Origin of the sequence: Caldithrix abyssi DSM 13497 (assembly GCF_001886815.1) — a bacterium.
GTDB lineage: Bacteria > Calditrichota > Calditrichia > Calditrichales > Calditrichaceae > Caldithrix > Caldithrix abyssi.
Genome location: NZ_CP018099.1, coordinates 1,683,753 through 1,710,440 on the forward strand (window position 1 = coordinate 1,683,753; position 26,688 = coordinate 1,710,440).

Genomic DNA, 26,688 nt, shown 5'->3' on the forward strand with positions numbered 1-26,688 from the left:
GTCTTGCTTATCGTTTACCACCGCGTTTTTGTTGCATCATTCTCAATTGTTGCATGCGGCTGGTGGCTTCTCGTTGTTTAGAAGCGCGGGCCATCGATTTGGTCAGCTCCTGGTTCTGGGCGTCTTTATTTTCCAGATACTGCGCAAGACTGTGGATGGTGGGATATTTAAAGATATCCACCACGTCCAGTTCCATATCCAGTTCTTCTCTTACTTTTCCCTGAATTTGAATGACGCCTAACGAATGGCCGCCAAGATCAAAGAACGAGTCGTAAATACTGATCTCTTCGACCTGCAGCACTTCTTTCCAGATGTTTGCCAGCTGGCGTTCGAGATTGGTACCGGGCTTAATGATCTGTCGTTTTTCGGTGAGGGCTTCCGGTTCCGGCAGGGCGCGCTTATCTACCTTGCCGTTGGCCGTCAGCGGGAATTTATCCAGAACTACAAAGTGCGTGGGAATCATGAAATCCGGAATTTGTTTTTGCAAATAGGCGCGCAAATCCGCTTCGTTAAAATCGTCTTCCGGGATGAGGTAGGCCACAATTCGAATGTCTGCGCCTACTTTTTTAGCGACGACCACGGCGTCTTTAACCAGCGGGCTGCTTTCGATGACATTTTCGATTTCGCCTAACTCTACTCTAAAACCGCGTATCTTGATCTGTTCGTCAACGCGATCGATGAATTCCAGATTTCCGTCCTTAAGCAGGCGCACCAGATCGCCCGTGCGGTACATGCGTTCTCCCTTTTGATCGACAAAGGGGTCCGGTAAAAAGCGCTCGGCGGTTAAGTCGGGCCGGTTCAGGTAACCGCGCGCCAGCCCAACGCCGGCGATGTACAACTCGCCTGGCACGCCCTGCGGAACAGGATTAAGATAGGGATCGAGCACGTAGGCGCGCATGTTGGGTATCGGCCGGCCGATCGGAACGGAAAAGGCGTTAAAGTCGTCGGGAATCTCATAGGTGGTAGTACAGATGGTCGCTTCCGTCGGCCCGTACCCGTTTATAAAATGGTCCACGGCTTTTTTCCATTTACGGGCGATTTCCGGCGTGCATTTTTCGCCTGCGGAAACCACCACTTTTAAAGTCGGAAATTGATCCGGCGATAGGATGGACAGCACCGATGGCGGCAGGGTAAGATGGGTAATCTTTTGACGATTAATAACGCCGGTTAAAGCAGGTAGCGACAACAGGTCTTCCGATTTTAACAGCGCAATGGCTCCGCCTAAAATCAAAGGTCGGAAAATTTCTTCGATGGAAGCGTCAAAACTGAACGAAGCAAAATGGAGCTGGCGCGTGTTTTCGTCGCTTGAGTAGCGTTCGATGGTGGCCATCAATGTGTTGACCAGCCCGTCGTGATGCAGCAAGGTGCCTTTCGGTTTGCCCGTTGAGCCGGATGTGTAAATAATGTAAGCCAGGTTTTGCGGTGAAAGCGAAAGACGCGGATTTTCAACCGGATATTCCTGCAGTTCGGAGAGTTCATCCATCAGGATCAGGTTGGCGCCTGAGTTCAGTTTGCTGGCAAACGATTTTTTTGTGATAACGCATTTTAAACGGGCGTCTTCCAGCATGTAGTGCATGCGATCGGCCGGATAGTCCGGGTCAATCGGCACGTAAGCGGCGCCTGCTTTTAAAACGGCGAACATGGAAACGATCATCTCAAACGAGCGATCCAGGCAAATGCCGATGCGGTCTTCCGTTTTTACGTTTTGTTTTATCAGAAAATGGGCCAGACGATTGGCTTCTTCGTTAAGCGTCTGGTAGGTCATGGATTGATCTTCGAAAGTAAGCGCTTCTTTTTGCGGCACTCTTTGCGCCTGGCGCTCAAATAGATCAATCACCGTAAGGGAATAATCCAGGGCTTTTACGGGCCCGCTCAGCCTGGCCTGCAGTTCTCTGGTTTCTTGTTGGTTGAGCAAGGTCAGGTCTGCAATTTTTTGTTCGGGGTGGTCGACCATCTGTTCGACGAGGTGCAGATAATGATCGAGCATTTCGCGGATGGTGCTGTTTTCAAACAGATCGACATTGTAGCCCAATGAAATGGCCAGTCCCTGGCCTGATTCCACGGCCATCATGGTAAGATCGAACGGCGCCACGCCCTGTTCCAGAGCCATGGACTCAATGGTCAGGCTTCCTAATTTTAATTGGGCGCCTTCGCGGCTAAGGGCAAATTGCGAAAGCCCCTGATCGTGCATCAAATGCGCTCGTTCCAGCACGAACATGGTCTGGAAAAGCGGCGTACGACTGGGATCGCGTTTTGGCTGAAGCTTTTCCACCAGTAAGGTGAGGGGGTAATCCATGTGTTCAAAAACTTCCAGCGCCGTTTGTTTTACCGTTTCTAAAAAGCGAGAGATGTTCTGCTGCGGGTCGATTTGCACGCGCACGGGCAGTGGATTGACAAAGTAACCTATGGTGCGGTTAAATTCGCTGAGGCTGCGACCTGCCGTTGGCGAGCCCACGATGAGATCGTCCTGCCCGGAGTAGCGGTGCAGCAACAGGTAGTAAGCCGAAAGTAAAAAGGCAAAGGGCGTTAAGCCGTTGTTTTCGCAAAAGGTGTGCACCCTGTTCGACAAAGAGCCTTCCAGCCATCTGGTTTCAGTGCTTCCTTTAAAGGTTTGAACCGGAGGACGCGGGCGATCTGTCGGCAAATTGAGAACGGGCAGATCGCCCTGCAATTTATTGGCCCAATAAGCAAACAATTTATTGCCCTCTTCTGAGGCCAGTAGCGCATCCTGCCATTCGATGAAGTCTGTGTAGTCGGCGCTTAACGGTTCTAAAACGGAATCGTCGCCCTGATTTTCGAAAATCTGGCTCAACTCATCTAACAGCACGGCCTGCGACCAGATATCCGTTACGATGTGGTGCATGACAAACAGCAGGATGTAATCGTCTTCGCTGCGTTTAAACAGATAGATGCGCATGAGCGGCCCGTTTTCCAGATCAAAATAACTTTCCACCTCTTCTTGCAAGCGGTGTTTAATCTGTTCTTCATTCAGGGCCTGCACATCTTCTTCCATGAAAAAGACGGGCATGGTTGGATGAATGCGTTGAACGGGCTCGCCGTCTTTTAAATGGAAGGTGGTGCGCAGCGCAGGATGGCGGTCGATCAATTTTTGGAAGGCTTCCCGCATCAGATCGGTATCTACCTGCGAGCGAATGCGAACGGCGTAGGCCAGGTTAAAGACGCTTTGCGGATTCATGGTGTGCTGAAAGTACATGGCTCGCTGGCCGTGCGACAGTCTGAAGTCGAACGGCTCACGGGCGGTCAGCGCCCGTCGGGCAAATTGGAACTTTTCAACTTCGTCTCTGGCGCTTTCGATCTGATCCAGGGTCAGGTTGGTTAAGTCGTTAATGGACGGTCCTTTGAGTAAGGTGGCGATGGGCACGGAAATACCCAGTTGACTCTCCACCGTGTTTTTTAATTCAATGGCCATTAAAGAGTCGATGCCAAACTGCGAAAGCGACAGTTCATGGTTAATTTGCGAGGCGGGAATTTTAATGACCCCGGCCAGCACGTAGGTCAGGTAATCGCGAATCACATCGAAGCGTTCTTCCGGATTGAGCGCCAGCACTTCTTTTTTGTCGATGTCTTTAGCGCCTTTTTCGGAACCGGCTTCTGGCTGTTCTTTGAATAAAATATCGCGCAGCAAAGGCGGTATTTGTTCGGCCGGTTTGCTGCCAAAGATATTGGCCCAGTTTGTTTCGGTAATGATCAGATGACCTTTTTCGACGGGAATGAGTTCATTTAAGATGCTCCATCTACCAAGCGCAATGGACATTTCGTCCGGAACGGCGCCGCCGAGTTGCACATGCAGCGAGGGCAGTCCGGCAAGCAAACGTTTTTTGTGCAGCGCCAGCAGATAGTTGTTAAGGCCGAATTCATTGGCGCCCGCCTTTTTTTCATCTGGCAGCGAAAAGCGGCTGACAGAGATGAAGAAATCGAGCGCAAGGCCGTGCGTTTTTATGAACGTGGCTTCAATAGCCGCTAAATTTTCCAGAAGATGTTGCGGGGAGAGTTGATCCAGATTTAGCAGGACGCCCTGAATGCCATCGGCGGAAAAGGAATCCAGCGTCAAATAGTCAATAAAACGCACTGTATTCGGAAATTCCACTTCATTATGGCTTTGCAAGGGTACAAAGTCGATTTGATGAACGCCCTGATTCATTAAATAACGAACCAACGCCAGGCTGTTTACGTTTTTCGAGCCGACAACCAGGTATCGGGCTTCGGGCATGAACAGGGTGGAAGCCGATTTCACGCTCTGTTCTTTTTGCTCCAGGTTTAAAACAAATTTTTCGATAGAGGTCGATTTTTGCAGTTTGTGAATGGCCAGGCCCACCTGGTTAAAGAGAAAACTCTTGAGCGGCAGAGGTTGGTAAGTCTGGCTTTCGAATTTCTTTTGCACTTCTGAACTGATGCGTCGGATAAGGCGCGGTTGTTGCGAGGACAGGTTTTCCAGATCCACGGCAAAAAAGGCGATGTTGTAACGTAGATTATGGTAAACAATGGATTGGCCAAAGGTGTCTCTGGGATTCAATTCGATGAAACGCCCGAAATCTTTAAGCAGGGCAAAGCTGTTCGCCACTTTCTCGTTGGAGTAGGTATTTACAATGACATCCACGCCTTCATCGTCGGTAATTTTAAGAATATCGTCGATGAAGTTGAGCGTATTGTTTTTGAAGATGTAGTCCACATGCAAAGATTCCAGAAGCTGTGAGTTGCGGGCGTCTTTTATCGTGGCAAAGATAATTGCGTTTTGATCTTGCGCCACCTGGATCAAAGCCAGGCCGATGGAGCTGTCGGCGTCGTGGATGAGCACTTTTTCGCCCGGTTGAATGTGGGCCAGGTAGTTAAGCGCGTAGTGCGCGGTAAAATAGTTAAAAGGCAGGGCGGCGGCCTGTTCAAAGGTCAGCTCTTTTGGCATGGGTAAAATAAAGTCTGCTCTGGTCAGCCCGTATTTTTTGAAGCCGTTGTCGATCAATCCCATCACGCGCTGTCCAGTCTTAAAGGCTCCGGCTTTATTCCCCACGCGTGTAATGATTCCCGCAAATTCAATACCTATTTTGTTCCATGCGCCGGTCTGATTTTCGCTGGCCAGAATAACGTCGCGATTGTTCAGTCCCAGCGCTTTGATTTCCACTTCAACTTCGTCTTCTCCCGGTTCATAGCGCACGGTTTTCAGGCTCATTTCAGAGGCGACCGGAGCGCTGATTTTAACCGGCGTTTGATGGCTTAAACGTTCAACGTAAAATTGCCTGGAGCGAATACTCAGGCGTTGCTCGTAGTCGGGCAGTAAAAGGGCTTTAAACAACGTTCGGGGATCGGGCGTATCCACGTCAATCTGGCTGATCAGGCGAGAATTGCTGGCAAAGTTAAAAAGCAGATCGCCCAGCAGGGCCTGCTCCGGATCGCATTCCGCTGACTGGCCGTTAACTAAAAAGGCGTTTTGCGTAACCAGCCAGAATCGTTTTAGCTTGGGGGAGAGCGCATTGCTTAAGGCATAGAGAATTTTTTCGTTGGGGATCTCCGGATTGAGAGACCACAAATACAGAATTTCGGTATTGTCGGAGATGAGCGGGTCGATTATCTTTTGCGCTTCTTCAAACTTTGTCGGGTTTAAAATCAAAGTCAGGTCATCGTGAAACTCATTCTCTTCGCCGGGAATAACGGTAAAGCACTCAAAGCCCTTGTCGTTGAGCATTTGGATGAATTGTTCGCTGCGGCTTGTACCATCGCTGAACACCAGCCAGCGATTGCCCGGGGCGCGCTGGGCTTTTTGTGTTTTGCCCGTATCCAGCGCTTTCCAGGTAATGGTGTAGCTGATGTTGGCCAGCGCTTCGTGCAGAGGAATGGTTTTAAACTGCAGGTCATTAATCTGCATGACGATATTTTCTTCGGCGTCCAGGATGATGAATTCCACCGATATTTCGCCTTCGGATAAGGAGTTTTTAAGGAAGACCCAGAACTCTTTTTCCAGCGGTTTGACCAGTTTTAGCGACTTAATGGCTTTAAGGGTAAAGGGCGGCAAAAAGCGATTTTTACCAGAAAGATTGAGAGCCATTAATTGAAAACAGACGTTGATGATGAACGGATCGATGAGGTACTCCCCGCCGATCGAATGTTGAATTTGCGAAAGATTGACTTTAGCCAGCAGCTGGTTTTCTTTTTGCCACATGGCTTCTACCGATTGCAGCACGTTCCGGAAGCGGGCCGGAAAATCTGTGAAAACTTGCGGATCAATCGGGTCGAATTTTTGCATGACTTCGGTAATGGAAACAGGAGAGACGGCGGGCAGTTCCAGTTTTCTGTTAATGGCGCCCAGACTGTGCAGTTTCCATTCGTTGGTAGAACCGTTTCGAATGCGGCTGTAAGCCTGAAAATACGCTTTTTTGGGTGAAACGGGGATCAAACTGAACTGCAGTTCGCGATCCTGGTTTTCCGAGAGTGTGAACAGGTTTTTAAATACCAGATTTTCGAGAGACACCTGTATCTGGCCGAAAATCTGTCGGGAAGCGGCGGCGGCCATTTCCAGATAGGCTGTTTCCGGCAAAAAGGAGCTGCCGAGTTGCGGATCGGTGATAAACGATTGCAAATAGCGGCTGTCCAGCTTAATGCTCCAGTTGGTGCGCGCCGGGAAAAACGGCGAAGACGTTTGCCGGCCGAGCAGGGGATGGAGCTGTTCCTCTTTTTGCGGACCGCCTTCGATGAGGGCTGTCTCAGCCAGTTCGTCCGTAATCCAGTAACGCTGACGTTGAAACGGATAAAACGGCAGGTCCACTAATTGTCCGTCTTTGTTGTACATGCGCGCCCAGTTAACCGGATAGCCCAGGGTGTAAAGCGTGGCCAGCGTGTTCAGCATGCGCCGACGTTCGGCTTCTTTGCGCCGTAAGGAGGGCAGAATGAACGCTTCTTTGGAATGGGCGTTTAAGTTTTGTTTAATGTAGTTCTTTAAAACCGGATGGGGGCCGATTTCAATAAAAATATTAAAGTCTTTTTCAATCAGGCGATCGATGGCCTGCGAAAAATGGACAAATTGCCGGACGTTTTTGCTCCAGTAGCGGGCGCCATAATCATGGTCTTTTGCAAAATCGCCGGTTACGGTTGAAACGATGGGGATTTGCATCTGGCGCGTCTGAATGCCTTCCAGCGAATCTTCCAACTCCGCCAGGTAGCCGTCCATAATCGGGCTGTGGAAGGCGTAGTTTACCGGCAATTTTTTGAAAAACACATCTTTGCCTTCCAGTTCGGCCAGCACCTCGTCGATGGCCTGCTCATCACCGGAAATTACCGTGGAGCTTACGCTGTTGTGCGCGCCGATGGAGAGTCGATCGGCGTAGGGAGCAATGAGCTTTTGCACCTCTTCGAGGGGCAGGTCAATGGCTGCCATTTTTCCCTTACCGGTTGCCTGTTGCATTAAGCGGCTGCGGTGGTAAATTACTTTGACGGCCGTGTCCAGGCTTAAAATACCCGAAACATGAGCGGCCGCTACCTCGCCCACACTATGGCCAACCACGGCATCCGGTAAAATGCCCCACGAACGCCATAGGGCCACCAGGGCCACCTGAATGGCAAATAAAGCCGGTTGGGCAATTTCCGTTTCGCTTAATCTGGAATTTTGTTCGTCGGCTAACAGCTCATCGGTTAAGTTCCAGTCGGCGTATTCGCTCAGCAGCAAAGAAATGCGCTCGATGGTTGCCTTAAAGACCGGCTCTTTGTTGTAAAGTTCGCGACCCATGGCCCACCACTGTGGTCCCTGGCCGGAAAAGACGTAAGCGATTTTGAAATGGAGGTTGGGATTAATGACGCCGTAAACTAACGATGGATTTTCTTTGCCTTCGGTGAAGTCTTGCAGGTTTTTCCTTAATTCTTCTCTGCTTTCGGCGATGACGGCCAGCCTTTGATCCAGATGCGTGCGTTTGAGGGCTAAGGTGTACAACAGGTCGTACATATTGTTTGCGGAGTCGTCCAGGCGTGTCTGGACGAATTTAGAAACCGAACGGGCAAAATCTTTTAATGCCGTTTCGTTTTTTGCTGAAATTGGTAAGATAAAAGGTTTTTCTGCGATGTTTTGACCGCGATCGGGATCGGGCGCTTTTACCTCCGGCGCTTCTTCTAATATGACATGGGCGTTGGTGCCGCCAAAGCCAAAAGCGCTAATCCCGGCCAGGCGTTTTTTATCGCCCTTTTTCCAGGGAATGTTTTGCGTGGGAATTTGAATGGGAGCGCCGTTTAACTTAATGTGCGGATTCAATTGTTTAAAATTTAGATGCGCGGGAATCTCTTCATGGTGCAACGCCAGCACGGTTTTAATCAAACCGGCAATGCCTGCTGCGGATTCCAGGTGCCCGATATTGGTTTTGACCGAGCCGATAAACAGCGGATTTTCTTTTGAGCGTTCCTGCAACATGACGCGTTTGAGCGATTCGATTTCGATGGGATCGCCTAAAGGCGTGCCTGTGCCGTGCGTTTCGATGTATTGAATCTGGTCGGGTTCCACCTCGGCGTTGATCAGGGCGTCCTGAATGACTTTTTGTTGAGCGACGCCGTTGGGCGCGGTAATGCCATTGCTTTTACCGTCCTGATTTACGGCGCTTCCGCGAATGACGGCCAGGATGCGATCGCCATCGTTCAGGGCGTCGCTTAAGCGTTTTAAGATCACTACGCCGGCGCCTTCGCCGCGGCCGTAGCCATCGGCGCTGGCGTCAAACGTTTTACATTTGCCGTCGGGCGAGAGCATGTGAGCCTGCGAAAAGGTGATGGAAAGTTCGGGCGATAAGATCAGGTTAACGCCGCCGGCAATGGCCATGTCGCAATCGCCGTTCAGTAAGCTTTGCGCCGCTTCGTGTACGGCTACCAGCGAAGACGAACAGGCCGTGTCAATAGCCATGCTCGGGCCCTGTAAATCGAACAGGTAAGAGATGCGATTAGCGGCGATGCTAAAGGCGTTGCCCGTTCCGGAGTAGGGATTGATTTTTTCCAGATGCCCGCCCTGCAGACGAATGTAATCGTTTGAGCTGATGCCCACAAATACGCCGGTTTTGGTGCCCATCACTTTGTTGGCTGGCAAGCCTGCGTGTTCAAAGGCCTGCCAGGTTACTTCCAGCAATAATCTTTGCTGCGGATCGATTTGCACAGCTTCGCGGGGCGAAATGCCAAAAAAATGCGCGTCAAAAAGATCAACATTCTCCACAAAGCCGGCGGATTTGGTTACCATTTTACCGGGCGTTCCGGCTTGCGGGTGGTAAAATTTATCGGCGTCCCAGCGATCGGGCGGCACCTCGCTGATGCCGTCTACGTTATTTTTTAGCAATTCCCAGAAGGCCTGCAAATCCGGCGCTTTAGGGAAACGGGCGCCCATTCCGATGATGGCTATGGGTTCTTCGGGCTGCGCTTTAGGCCGCGATTTGACCATGGCGGCCAGGGTTGAAATCTCTTCCTGAGCCAGATATCTGGCCAGTTCTTCAATGGTTGGATAATCCCAGATTAGCGTGGGCGGGAGAGTGCGCCCGACAAAATCTTCCAGGTCGCCGGCCAGACCAACGGCCTGGGCTGAATCCAGACCAAAGCTGATGAAAGGCGCCCGGATATCGATTTGAGATTCCGGCATGCCCAGGTTCTCGGCCAGATGCCTTACCAGCCAGGTTTCGATGGCTTTCACCTTTTCATCTTTGTCTGCGGCAGATTTTAAAGTTTCTTCAATGGTGGGCGCGCTCGCTTCGACCTTTTGGTCAACAGGAGTAGCCGGCATGTAAGATGTTTGCGAACGCCATTCAGCCACCACCTGTAGATTGTTGTTTAAAAAGTCTTCTTTGTTTGCCCTGCGCTGAATTTTTCCGCTGGAGGTTTTGTTAATGGTACGCGCTTTAATCAACACCACGGCATAGGTTTGCAAATCGTGATTTTCGATGACAGCCTGACGAATGGCGTCGATGGCTTCGCCAAAGTTGGCATTTTTTGATTGTCGGACTTCTGCCACGATGACCAGTTCTTCCTGACCGTTTTCGTCAATGGTAAAGGCAGCCGAGCAGCCCTGGCGGATTAAAGGATGAGCGGCTTCAACCGTGGCTTCGATGTCCTGCGGATAATGATTGGTGCCGCGGATGATGATCAGGTCTTTTACGCGCCCTGTAACAAAAAGGCGACCTTCAGTCAAAAAGCCCAGATCGCCGGTTCTTAAAAACGGCCCTTCGTTCGATCCTTTAATATAATTATGGAACGTTTCTTCGGTCTCTTTTGGGCGGTCATAATAGCCGGGCGACACGCTGGGGCCCTTAACCCAGATTTCACCGATTTCACCAGGCTTGCATTCTTCGAACGTATCGGGATTGACGATGGCCACTTTTTGTAAAGGATGGCTGTAGCCGCTGCTGATCAGGGTTTGCGAGTTCTCGTCTTCGGCGGGAACTTCAAGTATTTTATTCTTTTTAAAAGCGTATTTATCAACGTGCAGGTAAACCGGCCCCTCGTCTTTATTTGAACCGGTTACCAGCAAGGTGGCTTCGGCCAGACCGTAAGCCGGAAAGAAAGCCTCTTTTTTAAACCCTACTTTACCAAATATTTCCGTAAAGCGGTCCATGGTCGAGGCGCGTACGGGTTCAGCTCCGTTTAAGGCTACAAACCAGTTGCTCAAATCAAAATGTTTGATCTTTTCCGGCGTGGCTTTTTTGATACACAGTTCATAAGCGAAATTGGGTGCGGCGGTTCCCACTACCTTGTCTTTAGAAATATTATTCATCGCTTCGATCCAGCGCAGCGGATGTTGTAGAAAGGTAATGGGCGACATCAAAGTGCTGGGCACTTCGCCGAACAATGGTTGAAGAACGCCACCGATTAAGCCCATGTCGTGATAGATGGGAATCCAGAAAACGCCCTCGCCATTTTTGGGATATTGCATAAGATCATAGATTATTTTAGAGTTGGCCAGCAAATTGTAGTGCGTTAAAATGACGCCTTTAGGATCGCCTGTGGAGCCGGAGGTGTATTGTAAAAAGGCAATGCTGTCTTCGGTAACCGCCGGTTCGTTCCAGTCGTCGCCCAAACTGGTTGGCACTTTGTCGGCGGACAGCCACTCCAGATCGCCCAGCGAATGGGATTCGGCCACGCCGGATTTGCTGGAAGAAAAATAACGCATGGTGGTGCGGAATTTGCGTAAAAAGGGCATGCGTCCCAGGGTATTGCCAATTTTATTGCCCATGCGCATCATGCGTATCATGTAGAGAATGGAATCGGTGGTCAAAGCAATGGTCGATTTAGAGTCGTTCACGATGGCCTGCAGGCGCGGCAGCGAGCGATTTAAGCGATTGGGGTCCGGTGGATAGGCCGGCACGGCGATGACGTTGGCATACAGGCATCCGAAAAATCCAACAATGTAATCAAGACCCGGCGGGTAAAGCAGCAAGGCGCGATGGCCTTCCAGCCCCTTTTTTTGCAGGGTGGCGGCCAGAGCCCTGGCACGCGCGTCGAGTTCGCCATAGGTCATTTCTATGGATTTTTTGCCGTCTTTCAAATAGGTGTAGGCGCGTTTGTTGGGTTGTGTTTGCGCCCGCCATCTCAAAAGTTCTACTAAAGTCTTAATCTCTTTTTCTTTAAAATGTTGAATGTGCTTCTGCTCGGCCATGGTTAACTCTCTCTTGTATAAAAATTTATTTAATCCAAATATCGGCTAAAATTTCTGACTTTGCTTTTAATTTGTCACAAACTCACCATATAAAAAATTAATACTCTAATAAACGCATCACATTTTGCCAGGAATTTCCGTGACGCACTTTGAAAGATCTGCTAAAGGCAGAGAGATTTCTGTAATTCAGCATCGGATAAATTCGTCCGGGCGTTAATTTCTTTTCAAATAAGAGCAAAGATTCGTAATGATCCAGGACTTTTTGTTTAAAAGTTCTGAAATTAACCTGAAATGATTTTTTAAACTGATCGCGGAACTGGTATTCGGTCAATTGCAGTGTGTTGGCCATGTATTTAATATTAAAGAAGCTGATGGGCTCTTCCTCGATAAAGCGCGCAACCTTTTTCACAAAAACAGTTTTCTTTTTCGGTAGTAAAGCCGACGGCAGTCGTTTCCAGTGTTTTTCCCATAATTTATGCAAAAGATCAATCAACAGCGCCTGCCGACTATCGCCAATCACGCAGTGTTCAATTCCTGCCCGGTATAGTCGTTTTAACGTCGCTGAATCCAACCTGGAAGCATAATAGATTATCGGACTTACGGGAAAGCGCTCTCTGATCCTATCCAGAATAAAATCATCTATGCGATTAGAAATAATGAAATGGATCTCCCTGTTTTTCAGTTTTTGATTCAGAGTTTTAGCGTTGTCAGACTTTTGATAAAGAATCCATTCCCAGTGGGAGAAATGTTTTAAAAGCGCCATCTCTTCTTCAGAGACAGAATCCCCGCTGTTTAAAAAGAGAACTACTGGCAAAATTCCTCCTTGAATTTATTGCCACAATAATGATCAAATATTTGGCTTTGATTTTATCATTTAAAAATTCTTTATCCCACTAAGCGCTAATATATTTAGCGATTAAAAGGAAAAATGATTGTGATTCACATCACCTAAAAGCGATGGTAATTATAATGGATGAAATTCAGGTTGCTGGATTAGCGGGTTTGCTTCATGACCAGCGCGGTAGAAAAGTATTGATGCCCCTAAACGTTCAGTTTATTGGGTAGGACCCTATTTCGATTAGCCCGTAGTAATAGGGCAAATGATATTGTTTTTGTACGGTCAAACAAAAGAGGAACAAGGCATTCATAGACTGCGAAAATCAAGATTCAAAATTTTCTTTTTGGCGTCGATAAACAAGAGTGAAACTTTTTTCAGGTTTCGCCTTTCAATATGGATTGTGTTCTATATTAAAAATGAACATTTATTAAACAAACCGGTTTCATCAAAGCGATGGTGGTAAAAGGAGGGAATGGGCGTTTAAAGCCCATCTTCGTTTCAATATATCATGGGGACAAAAGTCTGACTAACGTGTTCGTAAATATGAGATTAGGGTGGTGAGTTGTAAAAATGGAATTAGAAAAAACATTGTAATCTTAAAAAATGGGGGACAATCAGAATATCATTCGATTTTCTTGACTCTATAAGGCTCTTTATTTAAATTAATTTGCTAAAATTTGCACAATTTTGATCGTTTATACATAATTAAAGATGGAGGTAGTAAAATGGCGCATAAATACGTTTACACGTTCGGTGCCGGAAAAGCAGAAGGTAATAAGGATATGAAACTGCTCCTTGGTGGAAAGGGAGCAAATTTAGCTGAAATGTCGAATTTAGGTATTCCGGTTCCGCCAGGATTTACCATTTCCACAGAAGTCTGCCATATATATGATGAAAACAAGGGTCAGTTTCCGAAAGAAGTTGAAGAACAGGTTTTAGCAGGCGTTCATCATATTGAAGAGATTATGGGCGCCAAGTTTGGAGATGCCGAAAATCCTCTATTGGTTTCGGTGCGTTCCGGAGCGCCGGCTTCCATGCCTGGTATGATGGATACGGTTCTAAACCTGGGTTTGAATGATGAAACGGTGCTGGGAATCATTAAAAAATCTAATAACGAGCGCTTTGGTTGGGATTCCTATCGCCGTTTTGTTCAGATGTACGGCGATGTTGTAATGGGTTTAAAGCCGGAGTCGAAAGAAGAGGAAGATCCGTTTGAAGTGATCATCGAAAAAGTGAAAAAGGAAAAAGGCGTTGAACTGGACACTGAGCTGGACGCTGAAGATCTTAAGAGATTAGTAAAACTTTTTAAGGAAGAAATCAAAAAGCGTACGGGCAAAGATTTCCCGACCGATCCATGGGATCAATTGTGGGGCGCCATTCGCGCTGTGTTTGGCTCATGGAACAATCCGCGCGCTATCACCTATCGGAAGCTCAACAATATTCCTTCCAACTGGGGAACGGCTGTTAATGTTCAGGCCATGGTTTTTGGCAATATGGGCGATGATTGTGCCACGGGCGTTGCTTTTACGCGCGATCCGGCCACCGGAGAAAAAATCTTTTACGGCGAATATCTGGTCAATGCCCAGGGCGAAGACGTGGTGGCAGGCATTCGTACGCCGCAACCTTTGAATAAAACGACTAAAACCGATCCTGATCAGACGACTCTGGAAGAAATTATGCCCGAAGCCTACAAACAGCTGGAAGAGATCAGGGATAAATTAGAAGCGCACTACAAAGACATGCAGGATATTGAATTTACCATTCAAAACGGCCGTTTGTGGATGCTGCAGACGCGCGCCGGTAAACGCACGGCGGAAGCTGCCGTACGCATCGCCGTTGATATGGTAGAAGAAGGGTTGATCGACAAAGAAACAGCGGTAATGCGTGTTGAGCCGGAACAGCTGGATCAATTGCTGCACCCGACCTTTGATCCCAAGGCGGAAAAGAAAGTGATTGCCAAGGGGCTGCCGGCATCGCCGGGCGCAGCCACCGGTAGAATTGTTTTTCATGCTGAGGACGCTGAAGAATGGGCCGAGAAAGGCGAAAAGGTTATTCTGGTGCGAATTGAGACGTCGCCGGAAGATATTGGCGGCATGAACGTGGCGCAGGGCATTTTAACGGCTCGCGGCGGAATGACATCGCATGCGGCGGTGGTTGCTCGCGGCATGGGTAAATGTTGCGTTGCCGGTTGTAGCGCACTGGAAATTGATTACAAAAAGAAGACCATGACCGTAGATGGCGCGGTTTACAAAGAAGGAGATTGGATTTCTCTGGATGGCAGCAAAGGCGAAGTGATTGAAGGGAAAGTGCCCACAGTTGAGCCCAAGCTTTCCGGTAACTTTGGGAAATTGATGAGCTGGGCCGATGAAATCCGCAAATTAAAAATTCGCACCAACGCCGACACGCCGCATGATTCTGAAGTGGCGCGTAATTTTGGAGCCGAGGGTATTGGCCTGTGTCGCACAGAGCACATGTTCTTTGAAGGCGATCGTATTAAAGCCGTTCGCGAAATGATCCTGGCCGAAGATGAAGCCGGTCGCCGTAAAGCGCTTGAAAAATTACTGCCCTACCAGCGCGATGATTTTTACGGCATTTTTAAGGTGATGCATGATTTGCCGGTAACCGTGCGTACGCTTGATCCGCCTTTGCATGAATTTTTACCGCATGACGAAGCGAGTCAAAAAGAGATGGCAGAAGAAATGGGCATCAGTGTGGAAGAAGTAAAAGCCAAAGTGGAAGCCCTTGCCGAGTTTAACCCTATGCTGGGCCATCGCGGCTGTCGCTTGGGCATCACCTACCCGGAGATTACGGAGATGCAGGCCCGGGCTATTATTGAAGCGGCCTGTCAGTTGACCAAGGAAGGCATAAAGGTGTTTCCGGAAATTATGATTCCGTTGATTGGCACCAAAGCCGAACTGGAACATCAAAAAAAGGTAGTGGTTGAAACGGCCGAAAAGGTAATGGAAGAAATGGGCGTAAAGGTCGATTACCTGGTGGGAACCATGATTGAAATTCCGCGCGCCGCCCTGACGGCAGACCGTGTCGCCGAAGCCGCTGATTTCTTCTCTTTTGGCACCAACGACCTTACGCAAATGACTTTCGGATACAGCCGCGACGATGCTGGTAAGTTCTTGAAAGAGTACGAAGAAAAAGGTATTTTGCCAGACGATCCGTTCCAGACGTTAGATCAGGAAGGCGTTGGTCAGCTGGTTGAAATGGGCGTTAAAAAGGGTCGGTCCACCCGTCCTGACCTGAAGGTCGGTATTTGCGGTGAGCACGGCGGCGATCCGCGCTCCATCGATTTTTGCCACCGTGTGGGGCTGGATTATGTGAGCTGCTCACCCTATCGTGTGCCTATTGCACGATTGGCTGCCGCTCAGGCCGAACTTCGCAATCGTAAAAAATAAACGGTAATCCGTTTTAAAACTTAGAACCACCTGTTCGGTGATAAATCACGGGCAGGTGGTTTTTTTATGGAAGACGGTTTTGTTTTGTAGATGAAAAGGGATTTTCCTTGCAGACGGTGTTCGGTGTTTGCCGGGGTAGCCCACACCCCATAATTCCCACACTCCCTGAATAAAAGTCTGTGAGTGAGGGACGTTTGCCGGTGGGTAATTTTTTCTAGCAATGTCCGGGGTGTAGGCGTTCCGGCTGGAAGGGAAGAGCCTGTTTATGAAAAATGGTGTTCCGTTGTTCATTGGCGTAAACCGTTGAAACGGTTTCGCTATAATCATGACATCCCTTCGGGATTTTTAAATCAAACCATTCCACCAGTCACTTCTTACTCTTGTTTATACTTTTAAACTTTTGCACTCCTAAACTCCTAAACTTCACCTCCCTTACTTCTACCTTCTGTTTAAAAAAATAAAACTAACGGCAAGCAGAATCAGCCCTGCGCCAAAGTAAAATTGTTCGCCCGGAATTTCATTCAACAAAAGAGCGGCATAAAAGGTGGCCAGTACGGCTTCGCCCTGCATGGCCAGATTTACCAGATAAACCGGCATCTTGCGTGAAGCCCAGTTCAAAAGCGAATGGCCGATTAAATTCGGCCCCAGCGCCAGCAGTCCTAAAAAAAACCAGCTTTTTAGCGCAAGGTTCAAAAAGTTGATTTTTAAAAATAAAATCAGCAGCAAGGTGAACAAAGCGGCGGCAGCATAAACCAGAACCAAATAAGGCAAAAGGTCTATTTTTTGTCTGTAAAAACGGGCGATCAGCAAATAGGCGGCCAGGCAAAAGGCAGAAATAATGGCTAAAAAATCACCCAGAGTCGCAAAAGGGTGGGCGCCCATGTCGCTGTTAACGATCACAAAAATTCCCAGCAGGGCCAGAGCAATGCCGCCAATAATCAAAGGAGAGCTCTTTTCTTTGAGAACAAAATAAGACAGAATTACGGCGAAAATCGGATGCGTGCTTTCCAGAAAAATGGAATTCCCGACCGTTGTCCACTGCAGCGACTGGATCCAGGTAAAAAAATGCATGGCTAAAAAAAATCCTGAAAGAATCAGAAAAAGCGTATTTTTTGAAAATACATTCGAAGGAAGATGGCGGCCGCTTTTCATTCTTTTTAATAAAAAAGGAGAAAGCACAAGAACGCTGAAAAACAGCCGATAAAAAGAGATTACCAGCGGATGGACATCGCCAATCCAGCGAATGAAAATCGAACTCCAGGAGGTCACAAAAACGCCGAAAAGAAGAATGAGATAGTTTAACATAAATTTTTCACGATTCGTTAATTTTTCTATATTTAAAACGAAAGCGATTATGGAGCAAGTTTTTTTATGGAAAATTTTAACAAAGTGGCTAAGCGGATGATCTCAGCCGCGTTACAGGCGGTGGATCCGTTTAATTTAATTATCGAGCAATGTCAGTTAAAAGACAACGAACTGGTGATCGGCCGTGTAAAACGCAACCTTACACAATACCGTCATATTTACGTGTTAGGGGCAGGAAAGGCTTCTGCGGCCATGGCACAGGCGCTTGAAAAGCTGTTGGGAGAACGCATTAGCGGCGGCCTGGTCATTGTAAAATACGGACATGCTCGGCCAACGCAAAAGATCAAAATTCTGGAAGCCGGACATCCGTTGCCGGATGAAAACACTCTTGAGGCAACGAACCAATTGTTGCAACTGGCCCGGGCAGCTAAAAAAGACGACCTGGTGATTTTTTTGTTAAGCGGCGGCGGATCTGCCCTGTTAGAACAGTTGCCCGATGGCGTAACGCTAAAAGATTTGCAAAAATTAAATCAACTGCTGTTAGGCTGCGGCGCCAATATTGAGGAGATCAATGCGGTTCGCAAACACGTCAGTCTGGTTAAAGGCGGGCAGCTGGCCAAACAAATTTACCCCGCCGAACTGGTAAGCCTGATTTTGTCGGACGTGATTGGCGATCCTCTGGCAGGAATTGCTTCCGGGCCAACCGCTCCGGATGATTCGACCTTTGAAGGCGCCTGGAGGATCGTGTTAAAATATGGACTGTCTGAAAAACTGCCCCATAGCATTCAACAGCGCCTGGAAAGAGGAAAAGGAGGGCAGATCCCCGAAACGCCAAAAGCAAACAACTCCGTGTTTAAAAAGGTTTCCAATATTATTCTTGGAAATAACTTACTGGCCTTAAAAAAAGCGCGGGAAACAGCACAACAGTCTGGCTTTAACGCGCTGATTCTCACCGATCGGGCGCAGGGCGAGGTGGCTGAAATCTCCAAATTGCTGGCCGCTATTTTTGAACGCAACTTTAGCGAACAGGAGCTGACGCGTTCGCCGGGCTGTATTTTGCTGGGAGGAGAACCCACGGTAACGTTAAGGGGCAACGGACTGGGAGGAAGAAATCAGGAGATGGCATTACAAATGCTATTGCATTTACAAAAGGTGGAAAGACCGTTTTATTTTTGCAGCGTGGGTACCGATGGAACGGACGGGCCGACCGATGCGGCCGGGGCCTGGATTGATCACCGCTCCTTTCAAAAAGCGCGATCAAAAAAGTTGGATATTGAAGCCTATCTACAAAAAAATGATTCGTATCATTTTTTTGCAAAGCTCGATCAATTGATTAAAACAGGGCCAACCGGCACCAATGTAATGGATATCATGATTTTACTTTTTTAACAGCACTGCTACAGGCGGTAAGCAGCTGTCCCGCACCACAGCCACCCGTCTTTTACGGATGCTGGGGCAACGGCCTTTAGCCGGCAGGAGAAAGAAATGAGGAGGATAAAAACAAACATAGAAAAGGTCGAATGGCTCTTTAAAGGATAGACAAACGTCGCATAATTCCCGAAAAAGGGGGGATTCTGCAAGCATGTCATTTTACGCTTGATGGGGCGTCAAAGAGGTTAGAGTAATTAATCTAATATTTACAATGACATAGAGAGTTTTCCCTTGCCTTTTGTTGACATGTTTAATAATTTTTTCAAAAATCTTGTTTTACGAATGCAGATGTCGAGCTCAAAGGTAAAAACGCATCCTTAAAAAGTGGGCTCAATATTTTCGGGAAATATTCGACTATACTAAATGATTTAAAACGTTTAATCAACTTTTAGCGAGGAGCATGTTAAATCCTATGGGATGGTTGCAAGTTCTGGAAAAAGAAACTAATAAAAAAGATAAGCCAGAACAGGCCAAGAGTATTCTGGTTATTGACGATGAGCCCGATGTTACGGGAACGATTCGGCAATACCTGAATCATTATGGCTATCTGGTTTACGAAGCCAATTCGGCGACAGAGGGCCTGGAGCTTTATCGACAGAAAAAACCGCACATTTTAATTACCGATCTTAAAATGCCCGTTCTTTCAGGTCTTGATATTCTAAAAGCCGTGCGTGAGAAAGATGAGGACACCGAAGTGATCGTATTGACGGCCTTCGGTGATACGCATTTCATCATAGAAGCGCTGCGCAATCGGGCTTCCGATTTTATTTTAAAACCGGTGGACCTGGAGATGCTTAAACTGACGGTGGAAAAGTCAATCCGGCGCATCGAATTGAAAGAACAGGTTAAAAATTACACCCAGGAACTGGAAAAGGTTTTAAATGATGTACGCAAGACCAAAGAGTACTTACAAAACATTCTGGAAAGTTCTCCGCAGGCCATTGTCACTTACGACCTGGAAGGAAAGATCATTCAGTGGAATTCGGCAGCAGAAAAAATTACCGGTTATTCGGCCAGCGATGTAAAAGGGAAACCCCTGAAAGAGGTACTGGTGTTGGTGGATGTTTTGATCAATCCTGCCCGCGATAGGAATATCTCTATCATCGAGGATGTGGTGGGGCAGATTCTCACCAAAAACGGTGATTTAAGATACATCAACCGCAACGCCAAAATTTTACTGGATGAACAGCAGCGCGCCATCGGGGTTATTGAAAATTTTTACGATGTTACCGATCAGGTCAAAAGCGATCAACTGCTCGAAAAACGCTATCTTCAATTGCAGACGATCAATGAGATCGGAAAGAAGATTGCCAGTTGCAACGATCTGGCGGAGATCAGCCAATTCGTCAGCGAAAAAATCGTGCGCACTTTTTTTGAGTCTTCACAGCTGACCATTTTTTTCCATGAACCGCAAAAAGACAAACTGGTTTTAAAGGCCATGAGCGGCTACAACATTGCAAAAGTGCAGGAGCGGTTTCCGGTGGGCAGCGCACTGGATCCTGAAAAAGGCGTGATCGGGCGTGTTTTTCAGACCGGCCAGGCGCTTATTGCGGAAGACGTGACAAAGTCGCCCTATTTTTCTGAGGGCATTTCTGACGAGACGCGTAGTGAGTTTGCCTTTCCCATTCGTTTTAAAGATCGCGTTTTCGGCGTATTAAATATCGAAAACATCGAGAATATCTCTCTGGATGAAGCCGACCATTTTATGCTGGAGGCGATTGCGGAATATCTGGGCATAGCCAAAGATCGAATCGATTTGACCGATCGCATTAAAGAGCAGAACATCCAGTTAGAGCATCAGGCTAATGAGCTAAGAAAAGCGCTGACCAAAGTTGAGAAGCAAAAGAAGATCATTGAAGATCAGAACAAAAAATTAATTACCGATTTACAAAAAGCCAGTGAGTTTCAAAAGAGTTTACTGCCCGAAACGCTGCCGGCCTTTGAAGACGTACGCTTCGCCGCTTTATACGTTCCGTCCAGCCAATTAGGTGGCGATTTTTACGATGTCATAACTATTGACGATCGATACGCGGCCATGGTGATTGCCGATGCTTCGGGGCATGGGGTGGCGGCGGCCATGCTTTCGGCTATGTTTAAAATGACCCTGCACAAGTACAGCAGCGAAATTTTGAATCCGGCCGTGGTGCTGGAAAAAATGAACCGGGATTTTTGCGGCGTTTTGCAGAGCGGAGAATTTTTCAGCGCATTCCTGGTTGTGCTGGATCGCCAGGAAATGCTTTTGCGTTTTGCCAATGCTGGCCATCCCCGACCGCTATTGTATGATTTTAAGACCCGTCAAATCCAGGAGCTTGACACCAATGGCTTTTTGCTGGGCATACTGGATATGGGAATAAACTTCGAACAAAAAGAGATCAAAATTAATGACCACAGCAGATTGTTCCTTTACACCGATGGTTTAAATGAAGCGATGAATGATAAAGAGGAACAATACGGCGTGGATCGTTTAAAAGATTTAATGATTGAGAACGCAGAACAAAGCGCGGACGAGTTTGTCAAGCAAACGCGGGAAAGCCTGCACCGCTATACCGGTTCTGATGAATTCGAAGATGATGTTACCATTCTGGTGTTGGACAAAATTGGAGCAAACCACCATGCTTAAAACGCCCGATCAATCCTGGCAAAAAATTATCGATCGATGCTTTGAACATGGGCAGGGCCATGTTTTCAGATTCTGGGATGAGTTAAACGACGGTCAGCGAAAAAGTTTGATTGAACAATTGAGTCGTATTAACTGGTTACAAATGGAAGAACTAATTCAGCGCGCTTTAAATCCTGCTAAAAAAATTGAGCATACGCTTGAGCCGGCGCCGGTCATTTCTATAAAAGAAAGAGCAACCTATGACGCCCGGGCAATCCCCATCGGTGAAGAGGCCTTAAGAGCAGGAAAGGTGGGCGTTTGTCTGGTGGCGGGCGGTCAGGGATCGCGGCTGGGCTTTGAGGGCCCCAAAGGTTGTTTTCCCATAACGCCGGTGAAAAACAAAACCTTGTTTCAGCTTCATGCCGAAAAGATAAAAGCCATGTCCTTAAAATACGGCGTTGATCTGCCCTGGTACATTATGACCAGCCAAACCAATCACCAGCCGACCATCGATTTTTTCGAAAAACACGATTATTTTAACCTTGGTAAAGACAATGTTTTCTTTTTTAATCAGGAAATGATTCCGGCAGTGGATCATCGTGGTAAGTTTTTGCTGGTTGAAAAGCATAAAATTTTCGAAAGCCCCAACGGGCATGGCGGCGTATTAAAAGCGCTTTACGATAGCGGCGCGATAGAAGATATGAAGGCGCGGGACATTCAGTATCTCTTTTATTTTCAGGTGGACAACGTGCTGGTAAAAATGTGCGATCCGGCTTTTATAGGGCACCATATTTTGCAAAAAGCGCAAATGTCCAATAAGGTGGTGCGCAAAGTTCGTCCCGAAGAACGTGTGGGCGTCATTTGTAAAATTGACGGCAAAATCGGCGTGGTCGAATATAGCGATCTGGATGAAGAGCACATGTACGCCCGCGATAAAAATGGCGATCTGCTTTTCTGGGCGGGTTCCATTGCCATTCATGTGATCGATGTGCCGTTTATTGAAGAGGAAAATAAGAATGGCTTTAAACTGCCGTTCCACATTGCTCATAAATCGATTCCTTACCTTAATGAACAGGGGGAGCTGGTGATTCCCGAAGCGAAAAATGGCTACAAGTTCGAAACCTTTATATTTGACGCCCTGCTCGATGCCAGCCGCGTATGCACCATTGAAGTGGATCGTTCCCGGGAATTCAGCGCCGTAAAAAACAAAGAAGGCTTCGAAAGCCCCCAAACCGCGCGTGAGGATTTGATGCGCAATTACGCCCGCTGGCTGGAAGCGTGCGGCGTAAAAGTACCGCGGCGTGACGGCCTGCCTGTTTATCCCATTGAAATCAGCCCGCTTTTTGCGCTGGATGAACAGGAATTAAAGCAGAATTTGAAAAAAATCCCGGAGATTGACGGGCCTATTTATTTGGATTGAATTAATCTGACCTTTACATTTAAGACATCAGATAAATCAAAGGGAAATAGGCAATGGATGAAGAATTTCGTCAAAAAGTGCGCAATTTGTACCGCGTCAATCGTATATTGTGGTTTTCAATATTTGGCGGTGTGGCGATGCTCCTGCTTGTGGGGTATCTGTTTTACTATATGGGCTCCATCCCGCCCAGACAAACCAGCGGCGCAGACAGCCTGGGAACGATTGTTTTAATCATTGCACTGATTTTGCTGTACGTTGTATTCCACATGAAGCGCACCTACCTGGATCCCAAAAAGTTAGTGTGGAGAGCAAAGCAAAAAAACTTGCAAATTACCAATGTTGATCTGGCCGATTTTATGGCCCAATTCGGCGAGCGGGCGGACGTTATGGCCAAAACGCTTATTCTGCTGCGTCGATACTACATGGTCATCTGGTCCATTGCTAATTTGATTACCCTGCTGGGGTTTATTGAATTTATCATCACCGGCGAGGTTCGCGTTTTGTTTGTTTACGGGCTGGTCAGTGTGTATTCCCTGCTCATCAACTATCCATCCTTTAAAATAATTGAACGCTGCTACGAGATAATTAATGGTTGAGCGGAAAAATCTGTCTCCACGGCCGCTCCCTTCGACTCCGCTCCCTTCGACTCCGCTCCCTTCGACTCCGCTCAGGGAGCGACTCAGACTGTGCTCAGGGCAAGGCTTCGACTTTGTTCAGAGAGCGGTAATTCCGTCCTTTGAGTAGTCCCGCTTTCGTTCACTGCCGTGATTCGTTGGCACAGCTAACGGGCAGGATTTATCACGCTTCGTGTCCTTCGTCGGTGGAACGTATGGAAACGAGCTTTGCAGTTGAAAATGATTTTTCTTCCGCCAAAAGTATTGCCTGCCATGAAAAAAAGCTTCATAAATAAATTTCTTTGCTTTTTTTGAATTTTGTTGGCAACTTTTATAGCTTAATAAAGCGGAAGATATTTATGGAAAAAAGATGGAAAGTAATTGAACTGCTGCAAACCGTAAGCGACTTTCTAAAAGAAAAAGGCATCGAAAATCCGCGACTAAACGCCGAGTTGTTATTGGGCAAAGTGTTGGGGCTTGATCGCGTTAATCTATATCTGGCTTTTGAGCGTCCGCTCTCTGTCGCAGAATTAAACGCCTATCGTGAACTGGTGCGTCGTCGGGCAAAACATGAACCGTTGCAATACATTCTGGAAGAGACGGAGTTTATGGGGTTGAAATTTACGGTGAAACCGGGCGTTTTAATTCCCAGGCCAGAAACCGAGCTTTTGGTGGAAGAGGTTCTTAAATTAAAAAATAAATTCGCATCGCAGCCCACAATTGTGGATATTGGAACCGGCAGCGGTTGTATTGCGCTTAGCCTGGCGCATTACTGGCAGGAAGCGCGTGTTTTTGCCACGGATCTTTCTTTTGAAGCCCTTGAAATTTTTAAGATTAACAGGGAACTAAATCAGCTCAATGGTCGTGTAACCGCTGTAAATCATGATCTTATGGACGCATGGCCAGAGAAAATCCCAGCAAAATTTGAAATTTTGGTGTCAAATCCGCCATATATCCGTTTTGAGGAAATAAAAACGCTACCCGATGAAGTTCAAAAGTATGAACCCATATTGGCGCTAACCGATCGGGCGGATGGCCTGAGTTTTTATCGCCGCTTTTTTGAATTAATCCAAAAAAATATTATTCATCCAGCGTATATGTTTTTGGAAATGAGCGGTTCACAACCGGAAAAAATTATTAATCTGGCTGAACAGGCGAAAATAGGAGCAATCGAAGTAATAGAAGACTTAAATAATATTAAAAGAATTTTAAAAATCAGAGTGGAAAAATGACCAGAAAAAAAACAAACAAGTTCAAAAACAAGATAGTAGAACTACTCAAAAAATCACCGGGCGCGGTGCTGAGCCGCAAGGATATCAGCCATGCCCTGAACGTACGCAAAGAAGAGTACAATCTTTTTCAAAGCGCGTTACAAAGCCTGATTAAAGAGGGCAAAATTGTTCATGTAAAAAAACATCAGTACACCTTAAAACAGGTTATGCAGCGTTATGTAGGCGAATTGCGCACCACGCGCGCCGGTTTTGGCTTTGTATATGTGGAAGAAGAAGATTTCGAAGTCTTTGTTGCGCAGCCCAACCTGAACCGGGCTTTTGATCGAGACATCGTGGAGGTACAGTTGTACGCCGCCAGCCGCGGCAAACGCTTTGAAGGATTTGTCCGGCGCGTGGTAAAAAGATTTCGAGAATTTATTGTAGGAACCTACCACCGCAATCCTTACTACAGTTATGTGGTGCCCGATGATCCCAAAGTTTACAGAGATATCATCGTTGCACCGGATCGCTCGTTGGATGCCAAAGACGGGCAAAAAGTAATCGTTAAATTTGAGCGTTGGGAACGAGATGAACACAATCCTGAGGGGACAATTATAGAAATATTGGGCGATAAGGATACGCCTGGCGTTGATATTGTTTCCATTGCCTACTCTTTCAATTTGCCTATTCGCTTTCCGGAAGCCGTGGAAAAAGACGCGCGTGAGGCGCCGGAAAAAATTACGGCCGCCGATTTAAAAGGCCGACTGGATTTACGAAACGAAGTGTGCTTTACCATAGATCCGCATGACGCCAAAGATTTTGACGATGCGGTCTCTTTGAAACTGCTGGACAACGGTAATTTTGAACTGGGCGTGCACATTGCCGATGTTAGCCATTATGTTAAGCCCGATACAGCCCTGGACAAAGAAGCCTATCGGCGCGGAACCAGCGTTTACATGGTCGATCGCGTGGTGCCCATGCTGCCGGAACGCCTTTCCAATCAGTTGTGCAGTTTGCGTCCCAATGAAGATCGCCTGACTTTTTCGTGCATTATGGAGATCAACCGCAAGGGCGAGGTGGTCAATTACAAAATTGCTCCATCGGTCATCAACAGCAATCGGCGGTTTTCATACGAAGAGGTGCAGGATATTCTGGACGGCAAGACAGACGATCCCTATGCGGAAATTCTAAAGCAAATGGACGCCTTGAGGGAAATTTTAATGAATAAGCGGTTTACCGAGGGTGGAATTGATTTTGAAACGCCCGAGGTTAAGTTCGTTTTAGATGAAAAAGGAAAACCGGTGGAGATTGTTCCTCAAAAGCGGTTGAATAGTCACCGCCTGGTGGAAGAATTTATGTTAATCGCCAATAAGACCGTGGCTCAGCATATTAAAAAGATCAGTCCGAATAAACAGGCGCCTTTGCCCTTTATCTACCGCGTGCATGAAAAGCCCGATGAAGAGAAGATGAATCGTTTTTTCAACTTTTTATCAGCCATGCGCGTACCTTTCAAACCGGTTAAGCGCGTAACCTCACGCTATTTGCAAAATCTGCTTGCCTCGATCAAAGGCACCAAAGAAGAGGTGATCATCGAAGAGGTGGCCCTGCGCAGCATGATGAAGGCGGTTTATTCCGAACAAAACATCGGACATTTTGGTCTGGGTTTTAAAGATTACACGCACTTTACCTCGCCCATCCGGCGTTACCCTGATCTGGTAGTGCATCGATTGTTGAGGCAATATTCGCAAAACGGCGAAATTGGCAAGGTTAAAGGCTTGAAAAAGACGCTGCACAAAATTGCCACCCAGGCCACCAAAATGGAGCGGTTGGCCATGGAAGCCGAACGCGAATCGATTAAATTGAAAAAATTGGAGTACATCGAAAAATTCATTGGTGATGAGTTTGAAGGATTGGTATCCGGCGTGCAGGCCTTTGGGGTGTTCGTGGAGCTAAAAGATATTTTTGTGGAAGGCATTGTGCCTGTAGAGACGATGACCGATGATTTTTACATCTATGATGAACCGACTTTTTCTTTGATTGGACGCGATACCGAAACGACCATTCGCCTGGGCGATGAGGTGCGCATTCGCGTGGAAGAGGTGGATTTTGAGCGTCGGCGAGCCCGTTTTAGCTTGCTGGAAAATTTAAGCGATGAACCCGGGCGTAGCGAACACCGAACCCATCTGCTGAATGAAACGACGCGTCAGCCCAGACGGAAGCGCGGAAAGAGACGAAAATAATCAGGCATT

The 26,688-nt window shown here is 47.4% G+C and carries 10 protein-coding genes; 7 read left to right on the forward strand and 3 right to left on the reverse strand.

From position 1 onward, the window contains the following. Positions 1 to 7: 7 nt before the first annotated feature. Entirely contained in the window at positions 8 to 11,614 is an 11,607-nt protein-coding gene (locus Cabys_RS06520) for a hybrid non-ribosomal peptide synthetase/type I polyketide synthase (protein WP_006929449.1), read from the reverse strand. 97 nt (positions 11,615 to 11,711) lie between these two features. Next, positions 11,712 to 12,428 carry a helix-turn-helix domain-containing protein gene (locus Cabys_RS06525; protein ID WP_006929450.1) on the reverse strand — a complete coding sequence of 239 codons (717 nt, stop codon included), beginning with the start codon at positions 12,426 to 12,428 and terminating at the stop codon, positions 11,712 to 11,714. A gap of 749 nt (positions 12,429 to 13,177) precedes the next feature. On the opposite strand from Cabys_RS06525, the gene ppdK reads away from it, so the two are divergent. Further along, positions 13,178 to 15,859 carry a pyruvate, phosphate dikinase gene (ppdK, locus tag Cabys_RS06530; RefSeq protein ID WP_006929451.1) on the forward strand — a complete coding sequence of 894 codons (2,682 nt, stop codon included), beginning with the start codon at positions 13,178 to 13,180 and terminating at the stop codon, positions 15,857 to 15,859. A gap of 438 nt (positions 15,860 to 16,297) precedes the next feature. Here the strand turns inward: ppdK and Cabys_RS06535 are convergent, their stop codons facing one another. Next, complete coding sequence (locus tag Cabys_RS06535; RefSeq protein WP_006929452.1) at positions 16,298 to 17,164, reverse strand: DMT family transporter; 867 nt, start codon at positions 17,162 to 17,164, stop codon at positions 16,298 to 16,300. A 66-nt stretch (positions 17,165 to 17,230) separates the two neighbouring features. Between Cabys_RS06535 and Cabys_RS06540 the strand changes: the two genes are divergently transcribed. The 6 genes from Cabys_RS06540 to rnr all read left to right on the forward strand — a co-directional run bounded on the left by Cabys_RS06540 (position 17,231) and on the right by rnr (position 26,679). Beyond that, entirely contained in the window at positions 17,231 to 18,553 is a 1,323-nt protein-coding gene (locus Cabys_RS06540; protein WP_006929453.1) for a glycerate kinase type-2 family protein, read from the forward strand. Positions 18,554 to 18,995: 442 nt separating this feature from the next. Continuing rightward, entirely contained in the window at positions 18,996 to 21,215 is a 2,220-nt protein-coding gene (locus tag Cabys_RS06545; protein ID WP_044281235.1) for a SpoIIE family protein phosphatase, read from the forward strand. Beyond that, positions 21,193 to 22,614, forward strand: a complete 1,422-nt coding sequence (locus tag Cabys_RS06550) for a UTP--glucose-1-phosphate uridylyltransferase (RefSeq protein WP_169833697.1) — start codon at positions 21,193 to 21,195, stop codon at positions 22,612 to 22,614. The genes Cabys_RS06545 and Cabys_RS06550 overlap by 23 nt, the downstream gene beginning before the upstream one ends. 53 nt (positions 22,615 to 22,667) lie before the next feature. Beyond that, positions 22,668 to 23,210, forward strand: a complete 543-nt coding sequence (locus Cabys_RS06555; RefSeq protein WP_006929457.1) for a hypothetical protein — start codon at positions 22,668 to 22,670, stop codon at positions 23,208 to 23,210. A 377-nt stretch (positions 23,211 to 23,587) separates the two neighbouring features. Continuing rightward, entirely contained in the window at positions 23,588 to 24,460 is an 873-nt protein-coding gene (gene prmC, locus Cabys_RS06560) for a peptide chain release factor N(5)-glutamine methyltransferase (RefSeq protein WP_006929458.1), read from the forward strand. After that, positions 24,457 to 26,679 carry a ribonuclease R gene (rnr, locus tag Cabys_RS06565; protein WP_006929459.1) on the forward strand — a complete coding sequence of 741 codons (2,223 nt, stop codon included), beginning with the start codon at positions 24,457 to 24,459 and terminating at the stop codon, positions 26,677 to 26,679. The genes prmC and rnr overlap by 4 nt, the downstream gene beginning before the upstream one ends. Positions 26,680 to 26,688: the final 9 nt, after the last annotated feature.

What these genes read in the sequence shown, in the direction of transcription:
- Cabys_RS06520 (WP_006929449.1), bottom strand. Translation starts at nt 11,614, where the DNA reads ATGGCCGAGCAGAAGCACATTCAACATTTTAAAGAAAAAGAGATTAAG.
- ppdK (WP_006929451.1), top strand. Translation starts at nt 13,178, where the DNA reads ATGGCGCATAAATACGTTTACACGTTCGGTGCCGGAAAAGCAGAAGGT.
- Cabys_RS06535 (WP_006929452.1), bottom strand. Translation starts at nt 17,164, where the DNA reads ATGTTAAACTATCTCATTCTTCTTTTCGGCGTTTTTGTGACCTCCTGG.
- Cabys_RS06540 (WP_006929453.1), top strand. Translation starts at nt 17,231, where the DNA reads ATGGAAAATTTTAACAAAGTGGCTAAGCGGATGATCTCAGCCGCGTTA.
- Cabys_RS06545 (WP_044281235.1), top strand. Translation starts at nt 18,996, where the DNA reads ATGTTAAATCCTATGGGATGGTTGCAAGTTCTGGAAAAAGAAACTAAT.
- Cabys_RS06555 (WP_006929457.1), top strand. Translation starts at nt 22,668, where the DNA reads ATGGATGAAGAATTTCGTCAAAAAGTGCGCAATTTGTACCGCGTCAAT.
- prmC (WP_006929458.1), top strand. Translation starts at nt 23,588, where the DNA reads ATGGAAAAAAGATGGAAAGTAATTGAACTGCTGCAAACCGTAAGCGAC.
- rnr (WP_006929459.1), top strand. Translation starts at nt 24,457, where the DNA reads ATGACCAGAAAAAAAACAAACAAGTTCAAAAACAAGATAGTAGAACTA.